Source organism: Tenacibaculum sp. Ill (assembly GCF_051938915.1).
In the GTDB taxonomy this organism is placed as follows: Bacteria; Bacteroidota; Bacteroidia; order Flavobacteriales; family Flavobacteriaceae; genus Polaribacter; species Polaribacter larymnensis.
Window position 1 is genome coordinate 3021130 of the sequence record NZ_JBPSCW010000002.1, and the last position, 25323, is coordinate 3046452.

Sequence of the window (25323 nt, forward strand, 5' to 3'; positions counted from 1 at the left end):
AATCTGTTAACATATGTTAATAAAACTCAAAAACATTATTTTACACTTCTCTCTAGCACTTTTCAAATTAGAATTTTATAATTTAGCTCCTTAAAAATTTACACTTCTTGAGGTATTTTATTGAATTAGCATACAACGGAAAAAATTATCATGGATGGCAGGTACAGCCACATGCAATTTCAGTTCAAGAAAAAATAAATAAGGCAATCAGTACAATTTTAAGAAAAGAAGTAAACATTGTAGGCGCAGGGAGAACCGATTCTGGAGTACATGCTTCACAAATGTTTGCTCATTTTGATGTAGATACTCCAGTAAACGAAAACTTTTCTTATAAATTAAACGCTATTCTGCCCGATGACATAGTTATATTTAGAACACAATTAGTACATGACGATGCCCACACTCGTTTTGATGCCCTTAGCAGAAGTTATGAGTACAAAATTTGGTTAGGTAGAAACCCTTTTTTACTAGATACCACTTGGCAATTACATCATCAGCAATTAAATATAGAGTTAATGAATAAAGCCGCTGCAACTCTATACGACTATGAAGATTTTGAATGCTTTTCAAAAGTAAAGACTGATGTACATACATTTAACTGTACAGTAACTAATGCTGAATGGATTAAAAACGGGAATGAATTAACGTTTCATATCAGTGCTAATCGTTTTCTAAGAAACATGGTTCGTGCTATTGTAGGAACATTAATTGATGTTGGTCTAGAAAAAATAACTATAAATGATTTCAAAAAAATTATAGAAAGTAAAAATCGTAGTAATGCAGGCGTATCAGTTCCTGCAAAAGGTTTATTTTTAACAAAAGTAAAATACGAATATATATAGTGAGTAAAACAACAGGAAAAGCATTCGATATTAAAATTTTTGCACGACTAATGAGTTTTGCAAAAAAATACCGTGTACGATTTATAATTGCAGCATTATCTACCATTTTACTAGCTGGTTTTGCTGTACTAACCCCTGTCATTTTAATGACAGCTATAGACGATTTCACTGTAACTAAAGATATTTCAAGGCTATTATATTTCACAATTGCTATGATAGTTGTGTTACTTATTCAAGTCTTTTTTCAATTTAGCTTTATTTATTACGCCAACTGGGTAGGTCAACACATTATTAGAGACATAAGAACCAAAACTTTTAGAAAAATACTTCAATTTAAAATGGGGTATTTTGATAATTCTTCAGTTGGAAAATTGGTAACTCGCGTTGTTTCAGATATAGAAACTATTGCTAACTTTTTTACACAAGGTGTTTTTATGATTGTTAGTGATGTTTTAAAAATGATTGTAGTAATCATTGTAATGTTTTATACAAACTGGAAGTTAGCTTTAATTGCTTTAGCAACCCTACCTGTATTAATTTACGCTACCAAATTATTCCAAATAGCTATAAAATCCACCTTTCAAGATGTTCGTAACCAAGTAGCAAACCTTAATAGTTTTGTACAAGAGAGAGTTACTGGAATGAAAATTGTTCAACTTTTTAATAGAGAAAAAATTGAGTATAAGAACTTTATTGAAATTAACAATAAGCACAAAAAAGCTCATGTTAAAACTGTATGGTACTACTCTATCTTCTTCCCTATTGCTGAAATTCTTTCTTCTATTGCAATAGGACTTATCGTATGGTATGGCGGGTTACAAGTTGTTGAAGATAAAGCTGTAAGTGTTGGTGCTATTATTGGTTTTATTAAAATGGCTCAAATGCTTTTTAGACCTTTAAGACAAATAGCAGATAAATTTAATCAATTACAAATGGGTATTGTTGCTGGAGAACGTGTGTTTAATGTAATTGATACTGAGAGCTCAATAGATAAAAGCGGAACAATTACTGCTAATAATATACAAGGAACTATTAATTTTAAAGATGTACGATTTAGCTATATTAAAGGAGAAGAAATTTTAAAAGGAATTAGTTTTAGTGTTGAGAAAGGACAAACCGTTGCAATTGTAGGTGCTACAGGAGCTGGAAAATCTACCATTATTAATTTGATAAATCGCTTTTATGAAATAGATAGCGGTGAAATATCTATCGATAATATCCCTGTTCAAGACTATAAAATAGCTTCTTTACGTCAAAAAGTAGCCGTAGTACTTCAAGATGTATTTTTATTTTCTGATAGTATTTTAAATAATATCACTCTTAACAATGAAAGTATTTCTCTTGAAGAAGTTAAAATTGCTGCCAAACAAATTGGAATCCACGATTTTATAATGAGTCTTCCTAACAACTATCATTATAATGTAAAAGAACGCGGAGGTATGTTATCTTCAGGTCAACGTCAATTAATTGCCTTTTTACGTGCCTATGTTAGCAAACCTAGTATTTTGATTTTAGATGAAGCCACTTCTTCTGTTGACGCACATTCAGAACAAATGATCCAATACGCAACTGACGAAATCACAAAAAACAGAACTTCTATTGTAATTGCACACCGCTTAGCAACCATTAAAAAAGCTGATATGATTATTGTTATGGACAAGGGTTGTATAGTTGAAAAAGGGAATCATACAGAATTGTTAAAAAAACATGAGGGCTATTATAAGAATTTGTACGAAAAACAGTTTAATAGTGAAACGGTGGTGTAAATAAATTTGTTTACATCAATCAAAATAGTACATTTGTTATTCAATCTTAAAAACTAAAAATCAATAAACGATGAAAAAAGTAATTTTATCAGTATTTGTAGTTGGTGCTTTATTAGCAACATCATGTAAGAACACTAAAGAAGAAGCTAAAGACGCTACAACAGAAGCTGTTGAAACTGTAGAAAAAGCTACTGAAGAAGCTAAAGAAGCTGCTACTGAAGCAACAGAAGAAGCTAAAGAGGCTACTGAAGAAGCTGTTGAAGCTGTAGAATCTGCAATCGAAGGTATCGAAATTCCAGAATTTGAAGACCCAAAAGTAGGAGAATACTTACAGTCTTATTCTCAATATGCTAAAGATTATATCGAAGCAAAAGGAGACGTAGTAAAGAACTCTGAATTAGCTAAAAAAGGTGTTGAATTAGCTACACAAGCTAAAGACATCGTTGCTAACTTAGACGAAGAAGCTGCTAAAAAATTCAATAGCGTTATGACTGCTATTCAATCTAAAATGGCTCCTGCTCAATAATCTTTTTTGAACAGAAAATAAAAAAGCTCGCAAGTTGCGAGCTTTTTTTTATGCCATTACATCTTTTTCTAATTTCCTATGGAGTTCTTCTAACGATTTATATAACACAAACTCTCCATCTTTTATATACGAAATCTCCCCTGTTTCTTCTGAAACCAACAAACAAATTGCATCCGTTTTCTCACTAACACCAATAGCTGCTCTATGACGTAATCCAAACCTAGAAGGTATCTTAGCACTATTAGAAACAGGTAATATTACTCGAGTTGCTACAATATAATTATCACGAATAACAGTTGCTCCATCGTGCAACGGACTATTTTTATAAAAAATACTTTCAATAATTGCTTCATTTACCAAAGCATTCATTTTATCACCAGTATTAATTAAAAAATCAAGATTATTTGTTTTCTCTATCACTAACAATGCACCCGTTTTGGTTTTTGATAAATTAACACAAGCTGTCAAAATAGTTTCAACATCTGTTTCTGTATGAATTTCAGTTTTTAGAAACTTCAACTGATTTAAAAACCCTTTTTTAGTAGAGAAATTAGTCGTCCCTATCATTAATAAAAACTTACGAATTTCTTGTTGAAATACAATAATCAATGCTATAACACCACCAGAAAGTAAGTAACCCAAAATTCCACTCAACATTTCCATGTGTAGAGCCTGAGTAACTTTCCATATTAAAAATATAAATGCAATTCCAATTACAATGTTAATAGCTACAGTTCCTTTTAGTAATTTATATATATAGAAAAGCAACACTGCTACTAAAAAAATATCTAACACATCAAGAAACGAAAAGTCGATAAAATCTAAATTCATTAATTTTTTGAAGTTTTTTAACTTTAAAAACAAGTTTTTAGGCATTATAAATTGCCTGATAAGTAAATGTAAGGATTTTATTACAACTGCCCCACAATTTTAACCGTCTCAACTGCTTCCTTTACATCATGCACCCTTAAAATATGTGTACCATTTAACAAAGCAATTGTATTAGCTACGGTAGTAGCATTTAAAGCTTCTTTTGGTGTAACACCTAACAACTTATACAACATTGATTTTCTTGAAACACCAGTTAAAATGGGAACATCTAAACTTTTGAATAGTGATAATTTTTTAAGCAACTCATAGTTTTGATCGAGCGTTTTACCAAAACCAAAACCAACATCAATAATTACATCATTCACCTTTAGTTCACGCAATTTAAAAAGCTGCTCAGCAAAAAAGGAAATCACTTCTGTAACCACATTTTCATATTGTGGATTTTGTTGCATGTTTTGCGGCGTTCCCTTCATATGCATCATAATATATGGAACTTGAAGTTTAGCAACTGTTTTAAACATCTGCTCATCCATCTTTCCTCCAGAAATATCATTAATAATTGCTGCCCCTGCATTAATCGACTCTTCTACCACTCTACTTCTAAAAGAATCTATCGATATAATAATTTCAGGAAAGTTTTTAATCAGCAATTCCACAACAGGAAGCATTCTTTGTAGCTCCTCTTCTTCCGAAATATGTTTTGCTCCTGGTCTTGAAGAATACGCTCCAACATCTATAAACGTAGCCCCTTCACTCAATATCTTTTCTGCTTGCTCAAGAATATCTCGTTCGTTTTTATACTTTCCACCATCAAAAAAAGAATCAGGAGTAACATTTAAAATCCCCATAACCTTAGGCTTAGTTAAATCTACTAAGGTTCCTTTACAATTAATTGTCATCATGCTAAATTTCCAAGTAAAAATAAATGAAAAGCTTGTAATATTTACTATTTTTGGTCGAATACTTTTAAATAAGAAAGATGCAGAACACCTCTAAACAGTATGATACTGTAGTTGAAGAATGTAGAAATTTGTTTGTAAAAAAAATGAGTGATTATGGTAGTGCTTGGAGAATATTAAGACTTCCTTCATTAACCGATCAAATATTTATAAAAGCTCAACGCATACGTCAATTACAAGAAAATACTGAACGAAAAGTTGATGAAGGAGAAAAATCAGAATTTATTGGCATTATCAACTACTCAATAATGGCATTAATTCAAATTGAGCTTGGCGTTGTTGAGCAACCTGATTTAACTACTGAAGAGGCTACTAATTTATATGATAAGCACATAAAGATTACCAAAGAATTAATGGAAAACAAAAACCATGATTATGGTGAAGCCTGGAGAGATATGAGAGTTTCTTCGTTAACCGATTTAATTCTACAAAAACTACTTCGTGTAAAACAAATAGAAAACAATCAAGGTAAAACCTTAGTTTCTGAAGGAATTGACGCTAATTATCAAGATATGATTAATTATGCTATTTTTGCCATGATTCACCTTTCTGAATCAGATAATTAACCTAAAAACATCCCTATATGATTTTAAAAATGTTAACTCATATTTCAAGAGTACTTGTAGGACTTCTTTTTATTTACTCTGGATTTGTAAAATTAGTAGACCCAATTGGATCTCAATATAAATTTGAAGAGTACTTTAGTGCCGGTGTACTAAACTTAGAATTCTTAATTCCTTTTGCTTTACCTTTTTCAATTCTTTTAATTGTTACCGAATTGGTTTTAGGTATTATGCTTTTAGTTGGTTATAAACCAAAACTTACCGTTTGGAGCTTATTTGGTTTAAACCTAGTATTCTTATTTTTAACATGGTATTCATATACTTACAATAAAGTTACAGATTGTGGATGTTTTGGTGACGCTTTAAAGCTTACTCCTAAAGAAACATTTTACAAGAATGTTGTTTTTATGATCTTTATTGTTATTCTTATTATAGGTGTTAAACACATTAAGCCTTTAATTTCAAATAAGTTTTCTTCAATAACAACCTTTTCTTCTGTTTTTTTAGCGCTCATTATTAGTTACTATGTTTTACAACATTTACCAATTATTGATTTTAGAGCTTATTCTATAGGAACAGATATTGCTAAAGGAATGGAATATCCAGAAGATAGCGATGAGCTTCCTCCTATACACGATTTCATGATTGAAACAGATGAAGGAGATAAGTTAGAAGGAATGCTTGCTAAAGAAAAAGCTATGCTTATTATCATGTCTAACTTCAAGAAAACAGAAAAAGAAGGTATTACTGGAGTTTCTGAAGTAGCTAAACAAGCTAGTGAACAAGGTTATGAAATTTATGTACTAACTGCTTCTTATATTGAAGACTTAGCTGCAACTCAAAAAGAATATGGACTTCCTTATACTTTTGGGTTTTGTGATGAAACTGCTTTAAAAACAGTAATTAGGGCTAACCCTGGTATTGTTACCGTAAAAAGAGGAGTCATTGTTGGAAAATGGAATTGGACCGATGCCGATGATGTAGAACTATAAACAGTTATACTATTTATATATAAAGAAAACCTCACAAATTTGTGAGGTTTTCTTATTTTCGCAATAACATGAAATAGCTCTTGTAGAGATTCTTACAACATCTCTTTCAATAAGAGAGCAAAACCAAGCTATTAACTTAGAAATATTTTTGTGAAACAATTATTATTAGTTTTTATAGGTGGCGGTGCAGGAAGCGTATTACGATACATCATTGGAAAAGCTTTAAACAGTTCGCAAACAGGAATTCCTTACGGAACTTTTGCAGCTAATATTCTTGGAAGTTTACTTATTGGAATTATTTTAGGACTTGCTACTAAAAACGAAACAATAACTCAAAACCACACTTTATTATTAGCTACTGGATTCTGTGGTGGATTCACAACTTTTTCAACCTTTGCTTATGAAAATCATATCTTTTTAAAGTCTGGCGATTTTACCTCTTTTGCTTTATACACTATAGCAAGTTTTATCATCGGGTTTTTAGCTGTTTTCGCAGGAATCTACATTGTTAATTACTTTTGGACGAACGCACAATCAATTTAAATAATACTTTACCCCTAAAACAAACCTCACTTTGTGAGTAAATTTATATAACAAATGAGTGAACTTATACAATACAATTCAGAAGAAAATCACGTAATTATTACTATTACTAACGGAAAAGCTAACGCTATTTCTCATGAAGTGATTGATGCTTTAAACACCTCTTTTGACAAAGCTGAAAAAGAAGAAAAACCTGTAATATTAACAGGACAACCAGGAATATTCTCAGCAGGTTATGATTTAAAAAGCATGACAAAGTCTCCTGAATCAGCCTTAGAACTAGTAACTAAAGGATCGCAATTATCACATAGAATGCTTTCTTTTCCTTACCCAATAATTGCAGCCTGTTCAGGACACGCAGTGGCTAAGGGCGCTTTTCTTCTCCTATCTACTGACTATAGGTTAGGTATTGAAGGTGATTTTAAAATTGGGCTAAATGAAGTTTTAATAGGTATGACTATGCACAATGCTGGAATTGAAATAGCAAAAGCGCGCTTATCTCCTATTTATTTTGAAAGAAGCGTTAGCTGCTCTGAAATATATAACCCTAAAGATGCTATTACTGCTGGATTTTTAGATAAAGTTGTTCCTCAAGAACACTTACTACCAACAGCTGTAAAGGTTGCAGAAATGTTTTCTAAACTAAACAAGAAAGCACATAAAGAGACCAAGTTAAAAGTAAGAGAATCATATTTAGAATCTTTAGCTAAAGCTATCAAACAAGACAGTGAAGAAGGTCTAACACCTCCTTCTAAATAAATAAAAAGTCCTGCAATTTGCAGGACTTTTTATTTATTTAGGTTTCTTATAAGCCATTACCCCTGCTTTAATTTCTGTATCTAAATAATTATCGCTTGGTGTAATTGGACAAGAATATCTATCACTATAAGCACAATATGGATTGTATGTTTTATTAAAATCAATCTCCACAGTTCCATCCTTCTGGATATCTGTTGTATAAATATCTATAAAACGACCTCCTTTATAAGACGTTTTACCATTCGTATTATCTAAAAAAGGTAAAAACAAATGATTTGCATATTCGGGCTTAGGATTTACATCTTGATAAATAACTAGTTTAAAATCCTCTCCATCAATAGAAAAAGATAAAACACCATATTTTTTATACATCGCCACCCTATCGGTCGTCGTTTGAAAATCAAAAATAGGCGCATCTGGTGTTTTTACTAATTCTGCTTTTACAGTATACTTTTTATCAATAGGAAAAAAATCTAATCCTTTAAACTTCTTTAATCCTTTTTTGGTAAGTGGTGACCTAGAAGCGTCTTTGAACTTAGTATTCATTTCTTTTTGAAAATCAGACTCTCCCAAGACAGCTCTTTTTCCTTGACTGTTACAAGACAATATTGAAACAGTAAAAATTAATAATAATAGTTTTTTCATATTGGCATTTATATATCTCTTAACACAAAAATACTGTATTACAACCAAAACACCATCATTCCTTAAAAAATCGCTAAATAAAGAGGTGAAAACTGTTAATTTTCTATTAATAATTTGAAATAACAAAATAAAATCGTTACATTTATATTTATAGATAATACTTATGACTGATATAAGATAGTGTAAGAAAAGATTTTTTCACCTTATAAGAAAAACTTATTAAATAATAAAACAAATTGATGAGCTTGTTTCTTTGCAAACAGAAAGTTTCCCATATATTTGCCGCCCCAGTTATTTTAGGCATATATCTTTTATCAGACAAAACCTAATAAAGAAATTTTAAATTAAATTGGTAAATTTATGAATTCAGAATTAATCAATAAGGCAGAAGAATTTGAAAACAGAAAATTCAAATTTGTTACTACTAGTGATAGAATACTAGCCTCTAGAGAAGCAAAAGCTCTGATTCTAGAGATTAATGAGGTATATAAACAAACAAAAGACAGCACGTTAATGGACTTAATGAAGCGTTTAACAGCTGTAAAACAACGTATTGAAAAACGTTTAAAAGGAAAACCTTTAACAGCTTAAACAATAAACAACCTTTAAGCTCGTTTATGATATATACATAAGAATAGTAGTTTCATCAACTACCACTCTCATTATAATATTTATTCTTGATAAAGTTCTAAGTAAATTTACTTAGAACTTTTCTTTTTTAAATATATTTGTGAAATCGGGATGTAGCTTAGTCCGGTTAAAGTGCTGGTCTGGGGGACCAGAGATCGGTGGTTCGAATCCACTCATCCCGACTTATTTTATTAAAAAAAAAACTTCACTAAAAAAGTTAAAACAAACTCTAATTCAACAACTTAAAAAACTCTCTAAACCATTACAAAAAACAAGCATTAAAAATTTTTAAAAAAAGTTTTTTCAGTTTCAAAAAACATTATATATTTGCCACGCTTTTAAAGCAAACGCCGATGTAGCTCAGCTGGCTAGAGCAGCTGATTTGTAATCAGCAGGTCGTGGGTTCGAGTCCCTCCATCGGCTCAAAAACTAAAAGCGCTAACAAAAAAGTTAGCGCTTTTTTTATGCGCTTAATTTGCTAAATTTGTCATAACTCTATTTTTACAAAAACTTAATGAAAAATATATTTGTTATTGGTATTGCTGGAGGTACAGGGAGTGGAAAAACCACTGTAGTAAACCAAATTATTAACGAACTTCCTGCCGATGAAGTATGCGTTATCTCTCAAGACTCTTACTATAAACAAACAGATAACCTAACTTACGAAGAACGAACAAAGATAAACTTTGATCATCCTAGAGCTATCGATTTTGATTTAATGGTAGATCACCTATCTGAATTAAAAAACGGATGCATTATTGAACAACCTGTATATTCATTCGTTGCCCACAACAGAACCAAAGACACAATAAAAACACACCCAAGAAAAGTTATTATTATTGAAGGTATTTTGATTTTTAATAGCAAAGAACTTCGTAACTTGTGTGACATTAAAGTTTTTGTTCATGCTGATGCTGACGAACGCTTAATTAGACGTGTAAGAAGAGACATTAAAGAACGAGGTAGAGATGTTGATGAAGTTTTAAACCGCTACCAAAGCACCTTAAAACCAATGCACCAACAATTTATTGAACCTACTAAAAATTATGCTGATATTATTATACCTAACGACAGATATAATACTGTTGCTATAGACATTGTAAGAACTGTAATTAACGACCGTTTATAACATGAGTTTTAAATCAATAAAAAACAAACCTTCCTTTAAAGTAGCCACTAATATTTATGTGATTATACTTACTGTATTTGTGGTATGGATGCTTTTTTTTGATGAAAATTCTTACCTTACACATAGAGAGTTTAATAAAGAAATTAATGAGTTAAAAAGCTGGATTGATTATCATGAAAAAAAAATCAAGAAAGACAAAAAAACCATACAACAACTACAAGACTCTCTTCAACTAGAACGCTATGCTAGAGAAAAATATTTAATGAAGAAAGAAGATGAAGATATTTATATTATTGAATTTGATACCATAAAAAAGTAATGAGTAACTATTTATTTGACGAATTTCAAGGTGTTACCCCTGCAGAATGGAAACAAAAAATACAAGTAGACCTTAAAGGTGCCGATTATAACGACACTCTTTTATGGAAAACTGAAGAGAGTATTACTGTAAAACCTTTTTACACTAAAGAAGATAGAACTAATATTAGAGTAAAAACTTCCAAGCAAGGTTTTACCATTTGCCAATCTATCAATATTGAAGATGAAGAAAAAGCAAATGCGTTTGCTATCGACTCTCTTAAAAGAGGAGCTAGTGCTATTGAATTCATTGCTAAAAAAGAGTTTGACTACAATGCCTTATTAAAAGGAATTGACACTCAAAAAACTACACTTTACTTTACTTTTGATTTTTTATCATCAGAACTCATTAAAAAACTAGCTGATTATACAAACTCAGACAATTGCTTTTTTAACATTGATATTATAGGACACTTAGCCAGCTCAGGAAATTGGTATTCTAATCTTAAAAATGACCATACCCAATTAGAAGAAATAGCAAAAGCAACTCAAAATTCCATTTGTGTTAACGCTTCTACTTATCAAAATGCTGGAGCTTCGATTGTTCAACAATTAGCATACACCCTTGCACATGCAAATGAATATTTGAATCATTTCGGAAGTTCAATTGCTAATAATATTCACTTTAATTTTTCAGTAGGTAGCAATTACTTTTTTGAAATCGCCAAACTAAGAGCTTTTAGGATTTTATGGGATTCTTTATTAAACGAATACAACACCAAAGCTACTGCCCATATTTTTGCTCAACCAAGTTTACGAAACAAAACCTTATATGATTATAATGTAAATATGCTTCGTACAACTTCAGAGTGTATGAGTGCTATTTTAGGAGGAGCAAATACAGTAGCCAATAGCTCTTATGATAAAATTTTTCATCACTCAAATGAATTTGGAGAACGTATTTCAAGAAATCAGCTATTAATTTTACAACAAGAAAGTGAGCTAGCAGAAGCTCAAAATATTGCTGACGGTGCATATTATATTGAAACAATCACTCAACAACTTGCTCAAAAAGCACTAGAAGTTTTTAAGTTAATAGAGAAAGGTGGTGGTTTTTTAAAACAACTAAAAGAAGGAGTTATCCAAAGAAAAATAAAAGAAACTGCGGATAAACAACAACAATTATTCGATTCAGGAGAGTTAGTATTACTTGGTACAAACAAAATTCAAAACGAAGAAGACAAGATGAAAAACGATTTAGAAGCTTCTCCTTTCTTGAAAATTCGTAATGAAAAAACCCTAATTCAACCTATTATCCAAAAACGATTAGCAGAAAAGCTAGAACAAGAACGTTTAAAAAATGAGTAAAAAACTAGTTAACATATCTGTTTTCATTATATTCCTTTTTGGAACATTATCCTTAAATGCTCAAAATCTAGGCAACATTCCAAAAACTGAACTTATCAAATTGATGGTTGATTCATTTGAGAGTCAAATTTGCAACTATTATTCAATCAACAAGGAAAACTCTGATGAAGCTTTTTTTAAGTATGTAAATGATTTCAACTCTAACAGGATCAATATAAACATTTTAACTTCTAAAGAAGGATTAGAACTTTTAAAGATTTCTAATGAAACTTTAAAAGAATATATCTGGATTACTGATAAAGAAAAATTTGAACGTTTTATAAAAAACATTGAAGAAGAAGAACAAATCCAAATAACCGAAATTAAAGACGAGAGAAACAGCACAGAACCCCTATACACTAACAAATTAGGAGTGAATTATTCTGATGAATACTCAAGTAAACTACTTAAAGAGACAAAAGTTAGCGATTTAAAAGAGGTGCTTGCAACCTTAAGAGATATACCTGACACATCTCCTCGCTCAAGTGCTTTTGCTTTTACATATATAAATAAAGAAAACTACAAAGACCCTTCTTTAAAAACCTTTATTGCATTCGAACTGTATTACACTGTTTTAAACACCTTGGACAAAAATGAGTAGACAAGATATATCAAACATACAAATAGATAAAAGCCAAGAGCAGCAATATAAAAACTTTAAACACGAAGATTTTGTTGCTGGTATTGCACCTAACTTACGTGGACCATACTCTACTATGTATGTTCGTAGACCTTGGACAATTCGTCAATATGCAGGTTTTTCTACTGCAGAAGAAAGTAATGCCTTTTACCGTAGAAATTTAGCTGCGGGTCAAAAAGGATTATCGGTCGCTTTTGATTTAGCTACACACCGAGGGTACGACTCAGACCATGAACGTGTACAAGGTGATGTTGGAAAAGCAGGTGTTGCTATAGATTCTGTGGAAGACATGAAGGTCTTGTTCGATCAGATTCCGCTAGATAAAATGTCGGTTTCTATGACCATGAACGGAGCTGTATTACCAATTTTGGCATTTTATATTGTAGCAGCCGAAGAACAAGGTGTAGCTCCAGAATTATTATCCGGAACTATTCAAAACGATATATTAAAAGAGTTTATGGTGCGTAACACTTACATTTACCCACCTACTCCATCAATGAAAATTATTGCTGATATTTTTAGATATACTTCTGAAAACATGCCTAGGTTTAATTCAATTTCTATTTCTGGTTACCATATGCAAGAAGCTGGTGCTACAGCAGAAATTGAATTAGCATACACTTTAGCTGACGGATTAGAATACATAAAAAAAGGATTGGAAGCAGGAATGGATATCGACACCTTTGCTCCTCGCCTATCTTTTTTCTGGGCTATCGGAATGAATCATTTTATGGAAATTGCCAAAATGCGTGCAGGTAGAATGTTATGGGCTAAATTGGTAAAACAATTCAACCCTAAAAATCCAAAGTCGTTAGCATTAAGAACTCACTGCCAAACTAGTGGATGGAGTTTAACTGAGCAAGATCCTTTTAACAACGTGGCTCGTACTGCAATTGAAGCTATGGCTGCTGCTTTTGGAGGAACACAAAGTTTACACACCAACGCTTTAGACGAAGCAATTGCCTTACCTACTGATTTTTCAGCGCGCATTGCTCGTAACACACAAATATATTTACAACAAGAAACCCATATTACAAAAACGGTTGATCCTTGGGCGGGTAGTTATCATGTAGAAAAACTTACCGAAGAAATCGCCAACAAAGCTTGGGAATTAATTCAAGAAGTTGAAGAATTAGGAGGAATGACCAAGGCTATTGAAAAAGGGATTCCTAAAATGCGTATTGAAGAAGCTGCTGCTATAAAACAAGCCAAAATTGATAGTAGTCAAGATGTTATTGTTGGTGTTAATAAATATCAGCTAGAACAAGAAGACCCTTTACATATTTTAGAAGTTGATAACGAAGCCGTTCGTCAATCTCAAATTGATAGACTAAACAATTTAAAATCAAAAAGAAATCAAGCTGAAGTTGATAAAACATTGAGCGATTTAACTGAATCTGCTAAAACAGGTGAAGGAAATTTATTAGATTTAGCAGTAAAAGCTGCGAGAAACAGAGCTACATTAGGTGAAATTTCTGACGCCCTTGAAACTATTTTCGGACGTCATAAAGCAGTGCATAAAACCATATCTGGCGTGTATAGTAAAGAAATAAAAGATGACGAGTTATTTAAAAAAGCTACTGAACTAGCTGATAAGTTTGCTGAGTTAGAAGGACGTCGTCCACGTATTATGATTGCTAAATTGGGACAAGACGGTCACGATCGTGGAGCTAAAGTAGTAGCTACAGGATATGCCGACTTAGGTTTTGATGTAGATATAGGCCCTTTATTCCAAACTCCGCAAGAAGCTACCAAACAAGCTATAGAAAATGATGTACATATTTTAGGAATTTCATCATTAGCTGCAGGACATAAAACCTTAGTTCCTCAGGTTATTGCTGAACTTAAAAAATATGGCCGTGAAGATATTATGGTTATTGTTGGTGGTGTAATTCCTGCACAAGACTACCAATTCTTGTTTGATGCTGGTGCCGTAGGTGTTTTTGGTCCAGGAACTAAAATTGCACAAGCTGCTATTGACATGTTAACTATTTTAATTGATAGTACCGAAGAATAACGGTTATGAAAATAAAATTCATTGATAGAAAAACAGGTAAAATAATTACCGAAACCCCTCCTGGAGAAGGGTATTTAAAGTTGCTATATAACAACCCGTTTGGTAAAATGGCTTTATTGCCATTAGTTAAGCGTAAATTTTTATCATCGTGGTATGGTAAACTCATGAACAAACCCAACTCTATTAACAAAATAAATAGTTTTGTTAGAGAGCTTCAAATTGATATGAGCGAAGCCGAAAGACCTTCAGAAGACTATATTTCTTTTAATGATTTTTTCTATCGAAAGTTAAAATCTGACGCCCGACCTATTGAAGAAGGTTTTGTTTCTCCTGGTGACGGAAAAATGTTAGCCTTTAAAAATATTTCAGATATTCAAAACTTCTTTGTTAAAGGAAGAAAATTCACCTTAGAAGAATTTTTAGGCAACAAAGAACTAGCCACAAAGCATAAAGACGATTCTTTAATTATACTTCGATTGGCACCTAACGATTATCATCGTTACCACTTCCCTTACGACGGAATTCCATCTGAAGTAACAAAAATTAAAGGACGTTATTTTTCAGTATCACCTTATGCCCTAGCTGCTAACTTCACCAGAGTATTCTGTGAAAACAAAAGAGAATTCTGCACTTTAAAAACACACGACAAAGGGGATATTATCATTGCCCCTGTGGGCGCTACGATGGTTGGAAGCATCATAGAAACTTACACCCCAAATACAGAGGTTAAAAAAGGTGATGAGATGGGATATTTTGCTTTTGGAGGGTCTACTATTGTATTATTGGTTGATAGCTCAAAAACCACTATTGACGAAGACATTTTAGCTAACACTAAAAACAGAATGGAAACCTTTGTTAAAATGGGAGAACGTATTGGAAATTAACCTTCATAAATTTAACATTTTACCTTTTAAAAATGATTGATTTCATAAGGCGATTAAAGCTTTAATCCGTAAATTTGCGTCGTTTTATACTTAGCAGATTTACTGATGAAAAAAATCTTAGATACCCTCTACTCTACCCGTTTAATGGCCGTTTTATTTTTTGCTTTTGCCATTGCCATGGGAGTTGCAACTTTTATTGAAAACGATTACGGAACACAAACTTCTAAAGCACTAATCTACAACACTTGGTGGTTTGAGTTAATAATGGTGTTTTTTGTTATCAATTTTTTCGGAAACATTTTTAGGTACAGGTTATATAAAAAAGAAAAATGGTCAGTATTGTTATTTCACATTTCTTTTCTTTTAATCTTAATTGGAGCTGGTATTACTCGTTATATTAGTTATGAAGGTTTAATGGTTATTGACGAAGGAGAAACAACCAACCAATTTTATTCAGAACACACATATTTAAATGTAATAATTGATAATAGCGAATTTCAAAAAACCACTGCTAACAAGTTACTTTTATCTGCTTGGGGCGATAACTCGGTAAACTTTAGAGAAAACTTCCAACCTGAAAAAGGAGGTAAAAACCATGAAGTTACTTTTAATTTAGTGGACTATATCCCTTGGTCTGAAACAAAAATGGTTTTAGATGAAAACGGAACTGAACACTTGTTTTTTGTAGAAAGTTCTGACGGAAGTAGACATGAACACTACATTAAAAAAGGAACTATAGAGAACATTCATAACATTTTAGTAGGTTTTGAAGCTCCTAATAAAGAAGCGGCTTCAATTAACTTCTTTTATGAAGATGGTAGCTTAAAAATGATTTCTAAAAATGATGGTGATTGGTTTAGAATGGCTGACCAGAAAAAAGGTTTAATAGTTAAAGATAGTGCACAATACTTTCAACTGCTAACACTTCATAATGTAAATGGTCTACAGTTTGTAGTTCCTAAATCTCCAGAAAAAGGAGAAATAAAAACTGTAAGAGGTAAAAAAGACGATAAAAAATATGACACTGTAATTTTTGATGTTACTGCTAACGGAGAAACTAAACGTGTTGAGTTTTACGGTGGAAAGTTTAATGTTGATAATCAACAACAATTTAGTATTGGTGAATTAAACTTTAGAGCATGGTATGGTGCTAAATTATTACAAACTCCTTTTAGTATAAAACTAAATGACTTTCAGTTAGAAAAGTACCCTGGTTCAGAAAGTGCAGCTGCTTATGCTAGTGAGATTACCGTAATAGCACCTAATGAAACTTTTGATTATAGAATTTTTATGAATCATATTTTAGATTACGGAGGTTATAAATTCTTCCAATCAAGTTATAAAATCGAAGGTGAACACGAACAAACACATTTATCAGTAAACCACGATTTTTGGGGAACTTGGATTACTTATATCGGTTATTTTTTATTATTCTTCGGATTAATCGCTTCATTGTTTGTTAAAAATACTCGCTTTGATGATTTAAAACAATCATTAGTAAAAATCAGAAATAAAAAAGCTAAATTATCTGTTATTGCTTTACTATTTTCTTTAGTTAGTTTTGGTCAACATGAAACTCATGAACCAAAACAAATTACTGAAGCTCAAATAGATTCTATTTTAACAGCTAATAAAGTAGATGATAAACACGCTGCTTTATTTAGTTCTTTAGTTATTCAAGATGCTGGCGGACGTATGAAACCTGCTCATACTTTTGCTTCTGAATTAGTGAGGAAAGTAGCGCATGTTGATAAATTCAAAGATTTAGACCCAAGCCAAATTTTACTTTCTATTACTGAAAACCCTATGCTTTGGCTAAATGTTCCTTTTGTATATTTAGAAGATGGAAACACCCAAGTTAGAGAAATTTTAGGTGTACCTGAAGATGCTGAATATGCTCGTTTTATTGATTTCTACAATAAAGATGGCTCTTCAAAAATTAGCAAACTAGTAGTTGAAGCTGAAAAGAAAAAAATTCAAAATAAGTTTGAGAAAGATATTATAAAAATTGAACGAAGAGTTTGGTTACTATCTCAAGCTTTAGGAGGTGGTATGTTACGCATCTACCCTATTCCAAATGATGAAAACAATAAGTGGGTTTCTCAACCAGAAACACTACAAGCTAACTTTAAAGGAACAGACTCTGTTTTTGTTCGTCAATCATTACCTGTTTATTTACAATTATTACAAGCTTCAAAAAAGTCAGGAAACTATACTGAAACTAACAAAGTTCTAAACGGAATTAAGAAGTTTCAACAAAAGTTTGGTTCAGAAGTTATCCCTGCAAAAGATAAAATCGATTTAGAAATAGCTTACAACAAACTAAACATTTTTGTTAAACTTTCTAAATCTTACGGATATGTAAGTTTAGTTTTAATTGTATTTGTTTTCTTACAAATTTTCAACAATAAACCATGGGTTAACAGTGTAGTAAAAGTATTAATAGGTATTGTAATTTTCTTATTTGTCTTTCACGTTTTAGGGTTAACTGCTCGTTGGTATATAAGTGGAAATGCTCCTTGGAGTAATGCTTATGAGTCCATTATTTTTGTTGGCTTAGCAACCATGTTGTTTGGATTGATCCTAGGAAAAAAATCTTCATTAACTATTGCTGCTACCACATTTTTAGTTTCAGTTATTTTAATGTTTGCGCATCAAAACTGGTTAGATCCTGAAATTGCGAACCTTCAACCTGTATTAAATTCTTGGTGGTTATATGTTCACGTTTCTGTAATTGTAGCTAGTTATGGTCCATTTGCTATGGGAATGATTTTAGGAATCTTTTCTTTATTCTTAATCATTTTCACTAATGAAAAGAATAAAAAGAAAATGGATCTACATATTAAAGAACTAACTGTTATTAATGAAATGGCATTAACCGTAGGCTTGGTAATGCTTACTATTGGTAACTTTTTAGGAGGTATGTGGGCTAACGAAAGTTGGGGACGCTACTGGGGTTGGGACCCTAAAGAAACTTGGGCTTTAATTTCAATTATGGTATATGCCTTTGTGTTACACATGAGATTAATTCCAGGTTTACGAGGAAGGTATACCTTCAACTTATGGTCAATTATAGCTTTTGCATCTATTATGATGACTTACTTTGGGGTAAACTTCTATTTATCAGGACTACATTCGTATGCTAGTGGTGATAAAGTAATCACCCCTACTTCAGTATATTACTCTATAGCTTTTGTTAGTATCTTAGGAATTCTAGCTTGGGTAAAGAATAAAAAGTATTACAAGAAGTAAGTTGGCAGTTTTTCTGTTAAAAAAATGTATTTTTGCAAACCGATAAAAAGAAAAAACAATTATGTTCAATAAAAATATAAAATTAGTATTAGCTACCTTAATAACTGTATGGTCAGTGTATGAATTTACACAAGGGCACATCATGAACGGTATATCTATACTTCTACTTGCTGGGCTGTTTATTTTATTTTATTTTAAAAACGAATTTATTCTTTTGGCCTTTTTACAGCTACGTAAACAAAACTTTGCTGGAGCTCAAAAATGGTTAGGATATATTAAAAATCCTTCTGCTGCTTTAACGAAAAAGCAAGAAGGTTACTATAACTACTTACACGGAATTATGTTGTCTCAAACGAACATAACTCAAGCTGAAAAATATTTAAAGAAAGCTGTTAAATTAGGTTTAGCTATGGATCATGATTTAGCTATGGCTAAATTACAGTTAGCTGGGATAGCAATGACCAAACGCAGAAAAAGAGAAGCTACGAACTTAATGGCAGAAGCTAAAAAGCTAGATAAACATGGAATGCTTAAAGAGCAAATGCAAATGATGAAGCAACAAATGAAGAAGATTTAACACTTCTTCGTGTTTTTGAGTTTTTCTAATCTCATTTAATCATATATTTAGCTTATAAAAACATAAGAAATGATTTTAATTGCCGATGGTGGCTCTACTAAAGCTGATTGGATTGCTCTTGACGATACTAAAAAAGAAGTTTTTAGAACAACTACTCTAGGCTTAAATCCATCGGTTCTTACAGAGGATGAAATGCTTAGTACAATCAGTAATGCTGATGATCTCTTAAAAGTACAAAACGATACTTTACAGATTCATTTTTATGGAGCTGGTTGTGGAAGCCCTAAAGCTACTGAAAGCTTACAAAATGTTCTAAAATCTATCTTTAAAAAAGCCACTGTATTTGTTTCAGAAGATACTTTAGCTGCTGTTTATGCTAGTACAGGCGACAAACCTGGAATTGTCTGCATTTTAGGAACTGGATCAAATAGTTGTTATTACGATGGCAAAAATATAACTACTACAGCTCCTTCATTAGGTTATACTATTATGGATGAAGCAAGTGGAAATTATTTTGGTAAACAATTATTACGTGATTTTTACTACGATAAAATGCCTAAAAGAATAGCTTCAGCTTTCAAAGCTTCTTTCGAACTTGATACAGATACCGTAAAAATGAACCTGTATAGAAAGCCTTACCCAAATATGTACTTGGCTTCATTTGCTAAATTTATGCTAGAGTATAAAAGTGAAAAGTATATCAGAAAAATGATTAAAAAAGGGGTTCAAGAATTTTTTAAGTATCGTATTCTTCCGTTTGAAAAAGACAAACATACCCCAATTTATTTTATCGGATCAATAGCTTATTACTTTCAGGATATATTAGAAAAAGTTGCTTTAAAAAACAACTTAATCGTTACAGATGTTATTCAACGCCCAATTGATAATTTAGTTGACTTTCATCGAAATCATTCATTTTAAAAAGACTCTACAATTCTTTCAAGAGCCATCCCTCTTGACCCCTTAACTAAAATTGTACTATTTTCTATTGGGTTATTCTTTATATAATCTTCAAACTCATAAAAGTTCTTAAACTTTTTACACTCAGTAATTGTCTTATAAAAATTATCTCCTATAAGAAAAGCTTTTTTTAAATCTAGTTTTTCAATCATATCTGCTATGTTCTGGTGCTCTTTTGAACTATATTCTCCAAGCTCAAACATATCCCCTAAAATTATTGTTTTATTATTACCATGTAGTTCACTAAAGCTTTCTAAAGCAGCTTTCATACTTGTTGGGTTAGCATTATATGCATCAAGAATTACTTTATTAGTTTCAGTATTTATTACTTGAGATCTATTATTAGACGGAACATAGTTCTCTATAGCATTTTTTATTTGCTCTAATGATACGTTAAAGTAATTTCCTATAGTTATTGCTGCTGATATATTAGCAAAATTATATGCTCCTATTAAATTACTTGAAACATCAGTACCTTTATAAGATAGCCTTACAAATGGATTTGCTTCAGTTAATTTTATACTTTCTTCAAAAGTAATTGCCTCTATACCTTCTGTTCCTTCTACTTGCTTTTCATCTGTAGGATTGACAAAAACTTTTTTATTATGAGCTCTTAAAAAATCATACAATTCAGATTTAGCTTTTACCACACCTTCTAAAGAACCAAAACCTTCTAAGTGTGCACTCCCAAAATTTGTTATATAACCATAATCAGGATTAGCAATTCTTGATAAAAAATCAATTTCTTTTGCATGATTGGCTCCCATTTCAACAATACCTACCTCCGTATTTTTATTCATTGACAATAAGGTTAATGGTACGCCAATGTGGTTGTTTAAGTTTCCTAAAGTAGCTGTTGTTTTATACTTAGTTGAAAGAACTGCATTTATTAATTCTTTTGTAGTCGTTTTCCCATTACTTCCTGTTAAAGCAATTATAGGAGCACTCAATTGATTTCTATGATAATTTGCTAGTTCTTGAAGTGTTTCTAGAACATCTTTAACCAAAATTAGTTTTTCTGAAGTTTTATACTCAACTTCATCAATTACTGCATAACTAGCACCTTTGTTAATAGCTTCTTCTGCAAACTTATTTCCATTAAAATTTTCTCCTTTTAAAGCAAAAAAAAGTGTGTTTTTTCTAATACTTCTAGTATCTGTATCTACTAAACCATAAGTGATGTACAGCTTGTATAAATCTTCTATCTTCATATTGTAAAAATAAAAAAACCTCATTGAGATTCAATGAGGTTCTAATATAATTTTAAGTTCAAATATTATTTCACTTTATCTGGTGTAGCGGTTTTTCTTTTGTTTAAAACCATTGGTCCCATTTTATCAGTTGCACATCTAAACCCTATATAGTTCGTTGCCATATATTCTGGGAAATATCTTCTTTGTGCTGGATCTAACCAATATTCTCTATCAGCCCAAGAACCACCTTTATAAACTCTAGATTTATCACTTATTAGTGTAGTTCTTCTCTTATCGTCATACTTATAGTTGTTTACAACGTTTCCTAAAGTATCTACTTCTGCTTCTGGTTTTTGTGGAGAATTATACATTCTAGTAGTACGATCTAATTGATCTTTATCTAATCCGTAGAACTTAGAAGAAGCTTGGTCTCCATCACCTAAACTAGAGTTATTAGCTAAGTTATAGTTTCTTCTCATGTAAGTATCTTCTTTAGTAATTGGAATATACTTAACACTTCCTGGTAAATCTTTAGGTACAATTCTACCGTTTTCTAGAGTATCATATTGTACTTCACCATCACCAACTATAACAACTTTACCATCTTCATTAATTAGCTTTTTAGTAAAAATATTACCTCTAAAATAGTTAAAATCATTTGCTTCTGAATCAATAATTGGTCGATATACATCTTGTACCCATTCAGATACGTTACCAGACATATCATATAAACCAAAGGCGTTAGGAGGATAACTTTTAACAGCGTTAGGAATATCTGATCCATCACTACTCCAACCAGCAATACCACTATAGTCTCCTTTACCTTGCTTAAAGTTAGCTAACTGATCTCCTCTTCTTCTTTTATCTCTATCACGAGTATATTTTCCACTCCAAGCATACTTCTTTCTACCTCTAATATTATTATACTCACGGTTTTCAAAAATAGACTTTGCTGCATATTCCCACTCTACCTCTGTTGGTAATCTAAATTTCTGAGATAATATACCATCAGAAGAAGTTACTTGTCTTCCTGTAAAAGCTCCTTTTTCTGGTTTAGGTTCTCCTTTAGATCTTGGTACTGGGATACCTTTTTTATAGATTGTAGAATCTCCATCAAAAATGGCATAAGGATCTGTTAAATATGTATCTGTGTCAAAGTTATTTTCTCCTTTAAAGCTTATTGAATCTTCCTTAAAGATGTTTTTTATAACTCCTTTATCCATTAATATCTTTAAGTTAACAGCATTAGTACGCCACTTACAATATTTATTGGCTTGTATCCAGCTAACCCCAACAACAGGATATTCTGCATACGAAGGATGTCTTAAATAACTTTCAGATAATAAGTTTGTATTACCTAAACCTTTTCTCCATACTAATGTATCTGGTAATATTGATGGATAAATATCTTTAAACTGCGGATCTTCAGGAGGGAATACATCTTTAGTGTATTGCATAAACAACCCATATTCTGCATTGGTCACCTCTGTTTCATCCATATAGAAAGTACGAACGTGCATTTTTTGAGGAGTTGTATTCCAATCAAACATAACATCATCTTGAACTAATCCCATAGTAAAGGTACCTCCTTCAATATGAACCATCCCTGGCGGCACATTTTTACCTTCTTTGTACTCTCCCTTCAAATAACCTCCATAATTAGGATCATTAAAGTTCCAACCAGTTAATGAAGACTTACCCGATCTAGCTCCATTACTCTTACAAGAAGTAATTAATAAACCAGTGATCGCTAATAAACTAAATAATTTCAACGTACTTTTCATGTATTTTTAACTGTTTTTTAAGGGTGTCGCAATTTACAATATTTCTAATTTCTTACAACTAATTTATCTATAAATTCACATTTAGTAACCTTGTCTATGCAAGATTACAAACGACAGTTTTTATACTTTAGTATTACGAATCTAAGAAAAAGATTAAAATATAGGCTGTTAAAGTTTAATATTTTTAACGGTAAAAAATAATTTTCCTCTTAAATCTAACAACACATATAATATTATGTTAGTAATCACGTTACGTTATTAAACTAATAAATAAACTTTTAAGCTAAGTATTACAAGAAGTCCAAAAAAAGTTATTAGTTGTATACTCCCCCAAGAAAAATTATATATTTGCTAAACAATTAATCAAATTTTACATGAAAAAATTATCAATCGTATTATTTTTTGTGTGCTTTACCCTTCAAAATAAAGCGCAAGCCCAAACATCAATAAATACAACGGCAATGCCTTTTTTATTGATTACACCTGATGCTCGTGCTGGTGGTATGGGGGATATTGGAGTTGCTACATCTTCAGATGCCTTTTCTATCTTTCATAACCCTGCAAAAACTGCATTTAATCAAAACAAAATAAGCATAGGACTTAACTATACTCCTTGGCTTAGAAACTTAACTGATGATATTTTTGTTGGTGGAGGTTCTTACGTTAATAGGTATAGTGAAAAATCAGCTTGGGGAGTTGATTTAAAGTATTTTTCTCTTGGAGAAGTAGCTTTAACAAATGACAGTGGTACTTCTAATGGGATAGAAAATCCTAATGAATTAGCCATTACAGGAATTTATTCTTTAAAGTTAAGTGAAACTTTTTCTATGGGAATTGGTTTAAAGTACATCCACTCAAACTACAAAATAAGAAGTAACGACTCTAATTTAGATGCCGTTAATTCTTTTGCAGTTGATGTTTCTGGTTATTATCAATCTAAAGAAGATAACTATGGAAGCTTTAACGGACGCTACAGGTTAGGTTTTAACATATCTAACATAGGTCCAAAAGTTGAATACAGCCCTGGTGTTCCTAACTTTATTCCTACAAACGCTAAAGTTGGTGGTGGTTTTGACTTCATTTTTGATGACAAAAATATTTTAGGGCTTAACTTAGAGTTCACAAAATTATTAGTCCCATCAAGCCCTAACTCTGAAAGAGGTTGGTTTGAAGGAATGTTTACTTCTTTAGGAGACAGAAGCTTTAGTGAAGAATTACAAGAAACTACTTGGGCTTTAGGAGCTGAATATTTATACAACAACGCCTTTGCTCTTAGAGCTGGTTATTTTCATGAGAGTGAAGAAAAAGGACAACGCCAGTACTTTACTTTAGGTACCGGGTTTACTGCAAGAGCTTTTACTCTAGATTTATCATATTTAGTAAACACAGCAGCAGTTAATAATCCTTTAGAAAATACTTTACGTTTTTCTTTATCTTTTGATTTAGGAGAACTCTATGAAGTTTATTAAAAAACAGTATTTTTTTTATAAATTCGTATCAGAATACAAAAGCAGTCTCACCGACTGCTTTTTTTGACTAATTTATTTACGATGGAAAAAATTGATTTAACCACTACTGCTACTTTATTTGATAATATTTCACAATTATCTACCGAAGATGCCTTTTTAATGGAAAAAGCTGTTGAAGCAAGACAGAAAGCTTATGCCCCTTATTCAAAGTTTAATGTTGGTGCTGCTATATTACTTGATAATGGTGAAATTGTTTTAGGTAATAATCAAGAGAGTGCTGCATACCCTTCTGGTATGTGTGCAGAACGTGTTGCTATTTGGAAAGCTGGTTCTGAATTTCCTGATATGAAGGTCAAAAAAATAGCTATAACTGCAGCCTCTGAAAACTCAACAGTAGATAAACCTGTTGGGCCTTGCGGTGCATGCCGTCAAACATTATCAGAATATGAAATAAATCAACAACAACCTATAAAGATTATTTTTATGGGAGAAGTTGGTAAAATTGTGAAAACTGAGTCGTTACTATCTTTACTGCCTTTTTCTTTTGACAGCTCCTATTTATAACACCTATAGCATTAAAATCTTAAAAAAGCCTATTTGTTTTTTATAAAAAAACAAAACGCACTTCATTTTTTAAGAATATCATAATTCTAAAAAA

At 31.5% G+C, this 25323-nt stretch carries 24 protein-coding genes and 2 tRNA genes; 21 read left to right on the forward strand and 5 right to left on the reverse strand.

What is annotated here, in order from left to right:
• Positions 1–107: 107 nt before the first annotated feature.
• The 3 genes from truA (at position 108) to ACTPNM_RS14315 (ending at position 3134) form a co-directional block, all read left to right on the forward strand.
• Positions 108–842: a tRNA pseudouridine(38-40) synthase TruA gene (truA, locus tag ACTPNM_RS14305; RefSeq protein ID WP_440122467.1), complete on the forward strand. Its 735-nt coding sequence runs from the start codon at positions 108–110 to the stop codon at positions 840–842.
• Positions 842–2608, forward strand: a complete 1767-nt coding sequence (locus ACTPNM_RS14310) for an ABC transporter ATP-binding protein (RefSeq protein WP_440122469.1) — start codon at positions 842–844, stop codon at positions 2606–2608. The genes truA and ACTPNM_RS14310 overlap by 1 nt, the downstream gene beginning before the upstream one ends.
• Before the next feature lie 70 nt (positions 2609–2678).
• Positions 2679–3134, forward strand: coding sequence for a hypothetical protein (locus tag ACTPNM_RS14315; RefSeq protein WP_440122470.1), 456 nt, complete (start codon positions 2679–2681; stop codon positions 3132–3134).
• A gap of 48 nt (positions 3135–3182) precedes the next feature.
• On the opposite strand, the gene cdaA is transcribed toward ACTPNM_RS14315, so the two are convergent.
• Positions 3183–3965, reverse strand: a complete 783-nt coding sequence (gene cdaA, locus ACTPNM_RS14320; RefSeq protein ID WP_125066882.1) for a diadenylate cyclase CdaA — start codon at positions 3963–3965, stop codon at positions 3183–3185.
• An 80-nt stretch (positions 3966–4045) separates the two neighbouring features.
• Positions 4046–4864 (reverse strand): dihydropteroate synthase, encoded by an 819-nt coding sequence (gene folP, locus ACTPNM_RS14325; protein ID WP_440122840.1) that lies wholly within the window; start codon positions 4862–4864, stop codon positions 4046–4048.
• Between the two features lie 80 nt (positions 4865–4944).
• Between folP and ACTPNM_RS14330 the strand changes: the two genes are divergently transcribed.
• The 4 genes from ACTPNM_RS14330 to ACTPNM_RS14345 all read left to right on the forward strand — a co-directional run bounded on the left by ACTPNM_RS14330 (position 4945) and on the right by ACTPNM_RS14345 (position 7781).
• Entirely contained in the window at positions 4945–5490 is a 546-nt protein-coding gene (locus ACTPNM_RS14330) for a DUF1599 domain-containing protein (RefSeq protein ID WP_099213972.1), read from the forward strand.
• Positions 5491–5507: 17 nt separating this feature from the next.
• A complete protein-coding gene (locus tag ACTPNM_RS14335) occupies positions 5508–6479 on the forward strand; it encodes a BT_3928 family protein (RefSeq protein WP_440122471.1) in 972 nt (323 codons plus the stop codon).
• A gap of 150 nt (positions 6480–6629) precedes the next feature.
• Positions 6630–7022, forward strand: a complete 393-nt coding sequence (gene crcB, locus ACTPNM_RS14340; protein ID WP_440122472.1) for a fluoride efflux transporter CrcB — start codon at positions 6630–6632, stop codon at positions 7020–7022.
• Positions 7023–7076: 54 nt separating this feature from the next.
• Complete coding sequence (locus ACTPNM_RS14345; protein ID WP_440122474.1) at positions 7077–7781, forward strand: crotonase/enoyl-CoA hydratase family protein; 705 nt, start codon at positions 7077–7079, stop codon at positions 7779–7781.
• Positions 7782–7814: 33 nt separating this feature from the next.
• On the opposite strand, the gene ACTPNM_RS14350 is transcribed toward ACTPNM_RS14345, so the two are convergent.
• Positions 7815–8426 carry a DUF1684 domain-containing protein gene (locus tag ACTPNM_RS14350; protein WP_440122476.1) on the reverse strand — a complete coding sequence of 204 codons (612 nt, stop codon included), beginning with the start codon at positions 8424–8426 and terminating at the stop codon, positions 7815–7817.
• A gap of 360 nt (positions 8427–8786) precedes the next feature.
• On the opposite strand from ACTPNM_RS14350, the gene ACTPNM_RS14355 reads away from it, so the two are divergent.
• The 12 genes from ACTPNM_RS14355 to ACTPNM_RS14410 all read left to right on the forward strand — a co-directional run bounded on the left by ACTPNM_RS14355 (position 8787) and on the right by ACTPNM_RS14410 (position 20180).
• Positions 8787–9017 (forward strand): hypothetical protein, encoded by a 231-nt coding sequence (locus ACTPNM_RS14355; protein WP_125066875.1) that lies wholly within the window; start codon positions 8787–8789, stop codon positions 9015–9017.
• 146 nt (positions 9018–9163) lie between these two features.
• A tRNA-Pro gene (locus tag ACTPNM_RS14360) sits at positions 9164–9238 on the forward strand.
• 167 nt (positions 9239–9405) lie between these two features.
• Positions 9406–9479 (forward strand) — tRNA-Thr (locus ACTPNM_RS14365).
• 100 nt (positions 9480–9579) lie between these two features.
• Positions 9580–10185, forward strand: coding sequence for a uridine kinase (gene udk / locus ACTPNM_RS14370; RefSeq protein ID WP_047790269.1), 606 nt, complete (start codon positions 9580–9582; stop codon positions 10183–10185).
• Between the two features lies 1 nt (position 10186).
• Positions 10187–10504: an FtsB family cell division protein gene (locus ACTPNM_RS14375; RefSeq protein WP_440122477.1), complete on the forward strand. Its 318-nt coding sequence runs from the start codon at positions 10187–10189 to the stop codon at positions 10502–10504.
• Complete coding sequence (locus tag ACTPNM_RS14380; RefSeq protein WP_440122478.1) at positions 10504–11850, forward strand: methylmalonyl-CoA mutase subunit beta; 1347 nt, start codon at positions 10504–10506, stop codon at positions 11848–11850. Before ACTPNM_RS14375 ends, ACTPNM_RS14380 begins: the two co-directional genes overlap by 1 nt.
• Positions 11843–12490 carry a hypothetical protein gene (locus tag ACTPNM_RS14385; RefSeq protein WP_440122479.1) on the forward strand — a complete coding sequence of 216 codons (648 nt, stop codon included), beginning with the start codon at positions 11843–11845 and terminating at the stop codon, positions 12488–12490. Before ACTPNM_RS14380 ends, ACTPNM_RS14385 begins: the two co-directional genes overlap by 8 nt.
• Positions 12483–14546, forward strand: a complete 2064-nt coding sequence (gene scpA, locus ACTPNM_RS14390) for a methylmalonyl-CoA mutase (protein WP_440122480.1) — start codon at positions 12483–12485, stop codon at positions 14544–14546. The genes ACTPNM_RS14385 and scpA overlap by 8 nt, the downstream gene beginning before the upstream one ends.
• A gap of 5 nt (positions 14547–14551) precedes the next feature.
• Complete coding sequence (locus tag ACTPNM_RS14395) at positions 14552–15430, forward strand: phosphatidylserine decarboxylase (RefSeq protein WP_440122481.1); 879 nt, start codon at positions 14552–14554, stop codon at positions 15428–15430.
• A 105-nt stretch (positions 15431–15535) separates the two neighbouring features.
• Positions 15536–18682, forward strand: coding sequence for a cytochrome c biogenesis protein CcsA (ccsA, locus tag ACTPNM_RS14400; RefSeq protein WP_440122483.1), 3147 nt, complete (start codon positions 15536–15538; stop codon positions 18680–18682).
• Between the two features lie 61 nt (positions 18683–18743).
• Positions 18744–19259 carry a DUF2892 domain-containing protein gene (locus ACTPNM_RS14405; protein WP_440122484.1) on the forward strand — a complete coding sequence of 172 codons (516 nt, stop codon included), beginning with the start codon at positions 18744–18746 and terminating at the stop codon, positions 19257–19259.
• Between the two features lie 69 nt (positions 19260–19328).
• Positions 19329–20180 (forward strand): N-acetylglucosamine kinase, encoded by an 852-nt coding sequence (locus tag ACTPNM_RS14410; RefSeq protein ID WP_440122485.1) that lies wholly within the window; start codon positions 19329–19331, stop codon positions 20178–20180.
• Here the strand turns inward: ACTPNM_RS14410 and ACTPNM_RS14415 are convergent.
• The gene (locus ACTPNM_RS14415; RefSeq protein WP_440122486.1) at positions 20177–21430 is read right to left on the reverse strand and encodes a UDP-N-acetylmuramoyl-tripeptide--D-alanyl-D-alanine ligase; all 1254 of its coding nucleotides are present in this window, start codon (positions 21428–21430) and stop codon (positions 20177–20179) included. The two genes, ACTPNM_RS14410 and ACTPNM_RS14415, sit on opposite strands and share 4 nt — an antisense overlap.
• 65 nt (positions 21431–21495) lie before the next feature.
• Complete coding sequence (gene gldJ / locus ACTPNM_RS14420) at positions 21496–23196, reverse strand: gliding motility lipoprotein GldJ (RefSeq protein WP_440122488.1); 1701 nt, start codon at positions 23194–23196, stop codon at positions 21496–21498.
• Positions 23197–23570: 374 nt separating this feature from the next.
• On the opposite strand from gldJ, the gene porV reads away from it, so the two are divergent.
• Entirely contained in the window at positions 23571–24665 is a 1095-nt protein-coding gene (gene porV, locus ACTPNM_RS14425) for a type IX secretion system outer membrane channel protein PorV (RefSeq protein WP_121148133.1), read from the forward strand.
• A gap of 81 nt (positions 24666–24746) precedes the next feature.
• A complete protein-coding gene (gene cdd, locus ACTPNM_RS14430; protein WP_440122489.1) occupies positions 24747–25229 on the forward strand; it encodes a cytidine deaminase in 483 nt (160 codons plus the stop codon).
• Positions 25230–25323 lie beyond the last annotated feature (94 nt).

What these genes read in the sequence shown, in the direction of transcription:
- ACTPNM_RS14315 (WP_440122470.1), top strand. Translation starts at nt 2,679, where the DNA reads ATGAAAAAAGTAATTTTATCAGTATTTGTAGTTGGTGCTTTATTAGCA.
- cdaA (WP_125066882.1), bottom strand. Translation starts at nt 3,965, where the DNA reads ATGAATTTAGATTTTATCGACTTTTCGTTTCTTGATGTGTTAGATATT.
- folP (WP_440122840.1), bottom strand. Translation starts at nt 4,864, where the DNA reads ATGACAATTAATTGTAAAGGAACCTTAGTAGATTTAACTAAGCCTAAG.
- ACTPNM_RS14330 (WP_099213972.1), top strand. Translation starts at nt 4,945, where the DNA reads ATGCAGAACACCTCTAAACAGTATGATACTGTAGTTGAAGAATGTAGA.
- ACTPNM_RS14335 (WP_440122471.1), top strand. Translation starts at nt 5,508, where the DNA reads ATGATTTTAAAAATGTTAACTCATATTTCAAGAGTACTTGTAGGACTT.
- ACTPNM_RS14345 (WP_440122474.1), top strand. Translation starts at nt 7,077, where the DNA reads ATGAGTGAACTTATACAATACAATTCAGAAGAAAATCACGTAATTATT.
- ACTPNM_RS14350 (WP_440122476.1), bottom strand. Translation starts at nt 8,426, where the DNA reads ATGAAAAAACTATTATTATTAATTTTTACTGTTTCAATATTGTCTTGT.
- ACTPNM_RS14355 (WP_125066875.1), top strand. Translation starts at nt 8,787, where the DNA reads ATGAATTCAGAATTAATCAATAAGGCAGAAGAATTTGAAAACAGAAAA.
- ACTPNM_RS14375 (WP_440122477.1), top strand. Translation starts at nt 10,187, where the DNA reads ATGAGTTTTAAATCAATAAAAAACAAACCTTCCTTTAAAGTAGCCACT.
- ACTPNM_RS14380 (WP_440122478.1), top strand. Translation starts at nt 10,504, where the DNA reads ATGAGTAACTATTTATTTGACGAATTTCAAGGTGTTACCCCTGCAGAA.
- ACTPNM_RS14385 (WP_440122479.1), top strand. Translation starts at nt 11,843, where the DNA reads ATGAGTAAAAAACTAGTTAACATATCTGTTTTCATTATATTCCTTTTT.
- scpA (WP_440122480.1), top strand. Translation starts at nt 12,483, where the DNA reads ATGAGTAGACAAGATATATCAAACATACAAATAGATAAAAGCCAAGAG.
- ACTPNM_RS14395 (WP_440122481.1), top strand. Translation starts at nt 14,552, where the DNA reads ATGAAAATAAAATTCATTGATAGAAAAACAGGTAAAATAATTACCGAA.
- ccsA (WP_440122483.1), top strand. Translation starts at nt 15,536, where the DNA reads ATGAAAAAAATCTTAGATACCCTCTACTCTACCCGTTTAATGGCCGTT.
- ACTPNM_RS14405 (WP_440122484.1), top strand. Translation starts at nt 18,744, where the DNA reads ATGTTCAATAAAAATATAAAATTAGTATTAGCTACCTTAATAACTGTA.
- ACTPNM_RS14410 (WP_440122485.1), top strand. Translation starts at nt 19,329, where the DNA reads ATGATTTTAATTGCCGATGGTGGCTCTACTAAAGCTGATTGGATTGCT.
- ACTPNM_RS14415 (WP_440122486.1), bottom strand. Translation starts at nt 21,430, where the DNA reads ATGAAGATAGAAGATTTATACAAGCTGTACATCACTTATGGTTTAGTA.
- gldJ (WP_440122488.1), bottom strand. Translation starts at nt 23,196, where the DNA reads ATGAAAAGTACGTTGAAATTATTTAGTTTATTAGCGATCACTGGTTTA.
- porV (WP_121148133.1), top strand. Translation starts at nt 23,571, where the DNA reads ATGAAAAAATTATCAATCGTATTATTTTTTGTGTGCTTTACCCTTCAA.
- cdd (WP_440122489.1), top strand. Translation starts at nt 24,747, where the DNA reads ATGGAAAAAATTGATTTAACCACTACTGCTACTTTATTTGATAATATT.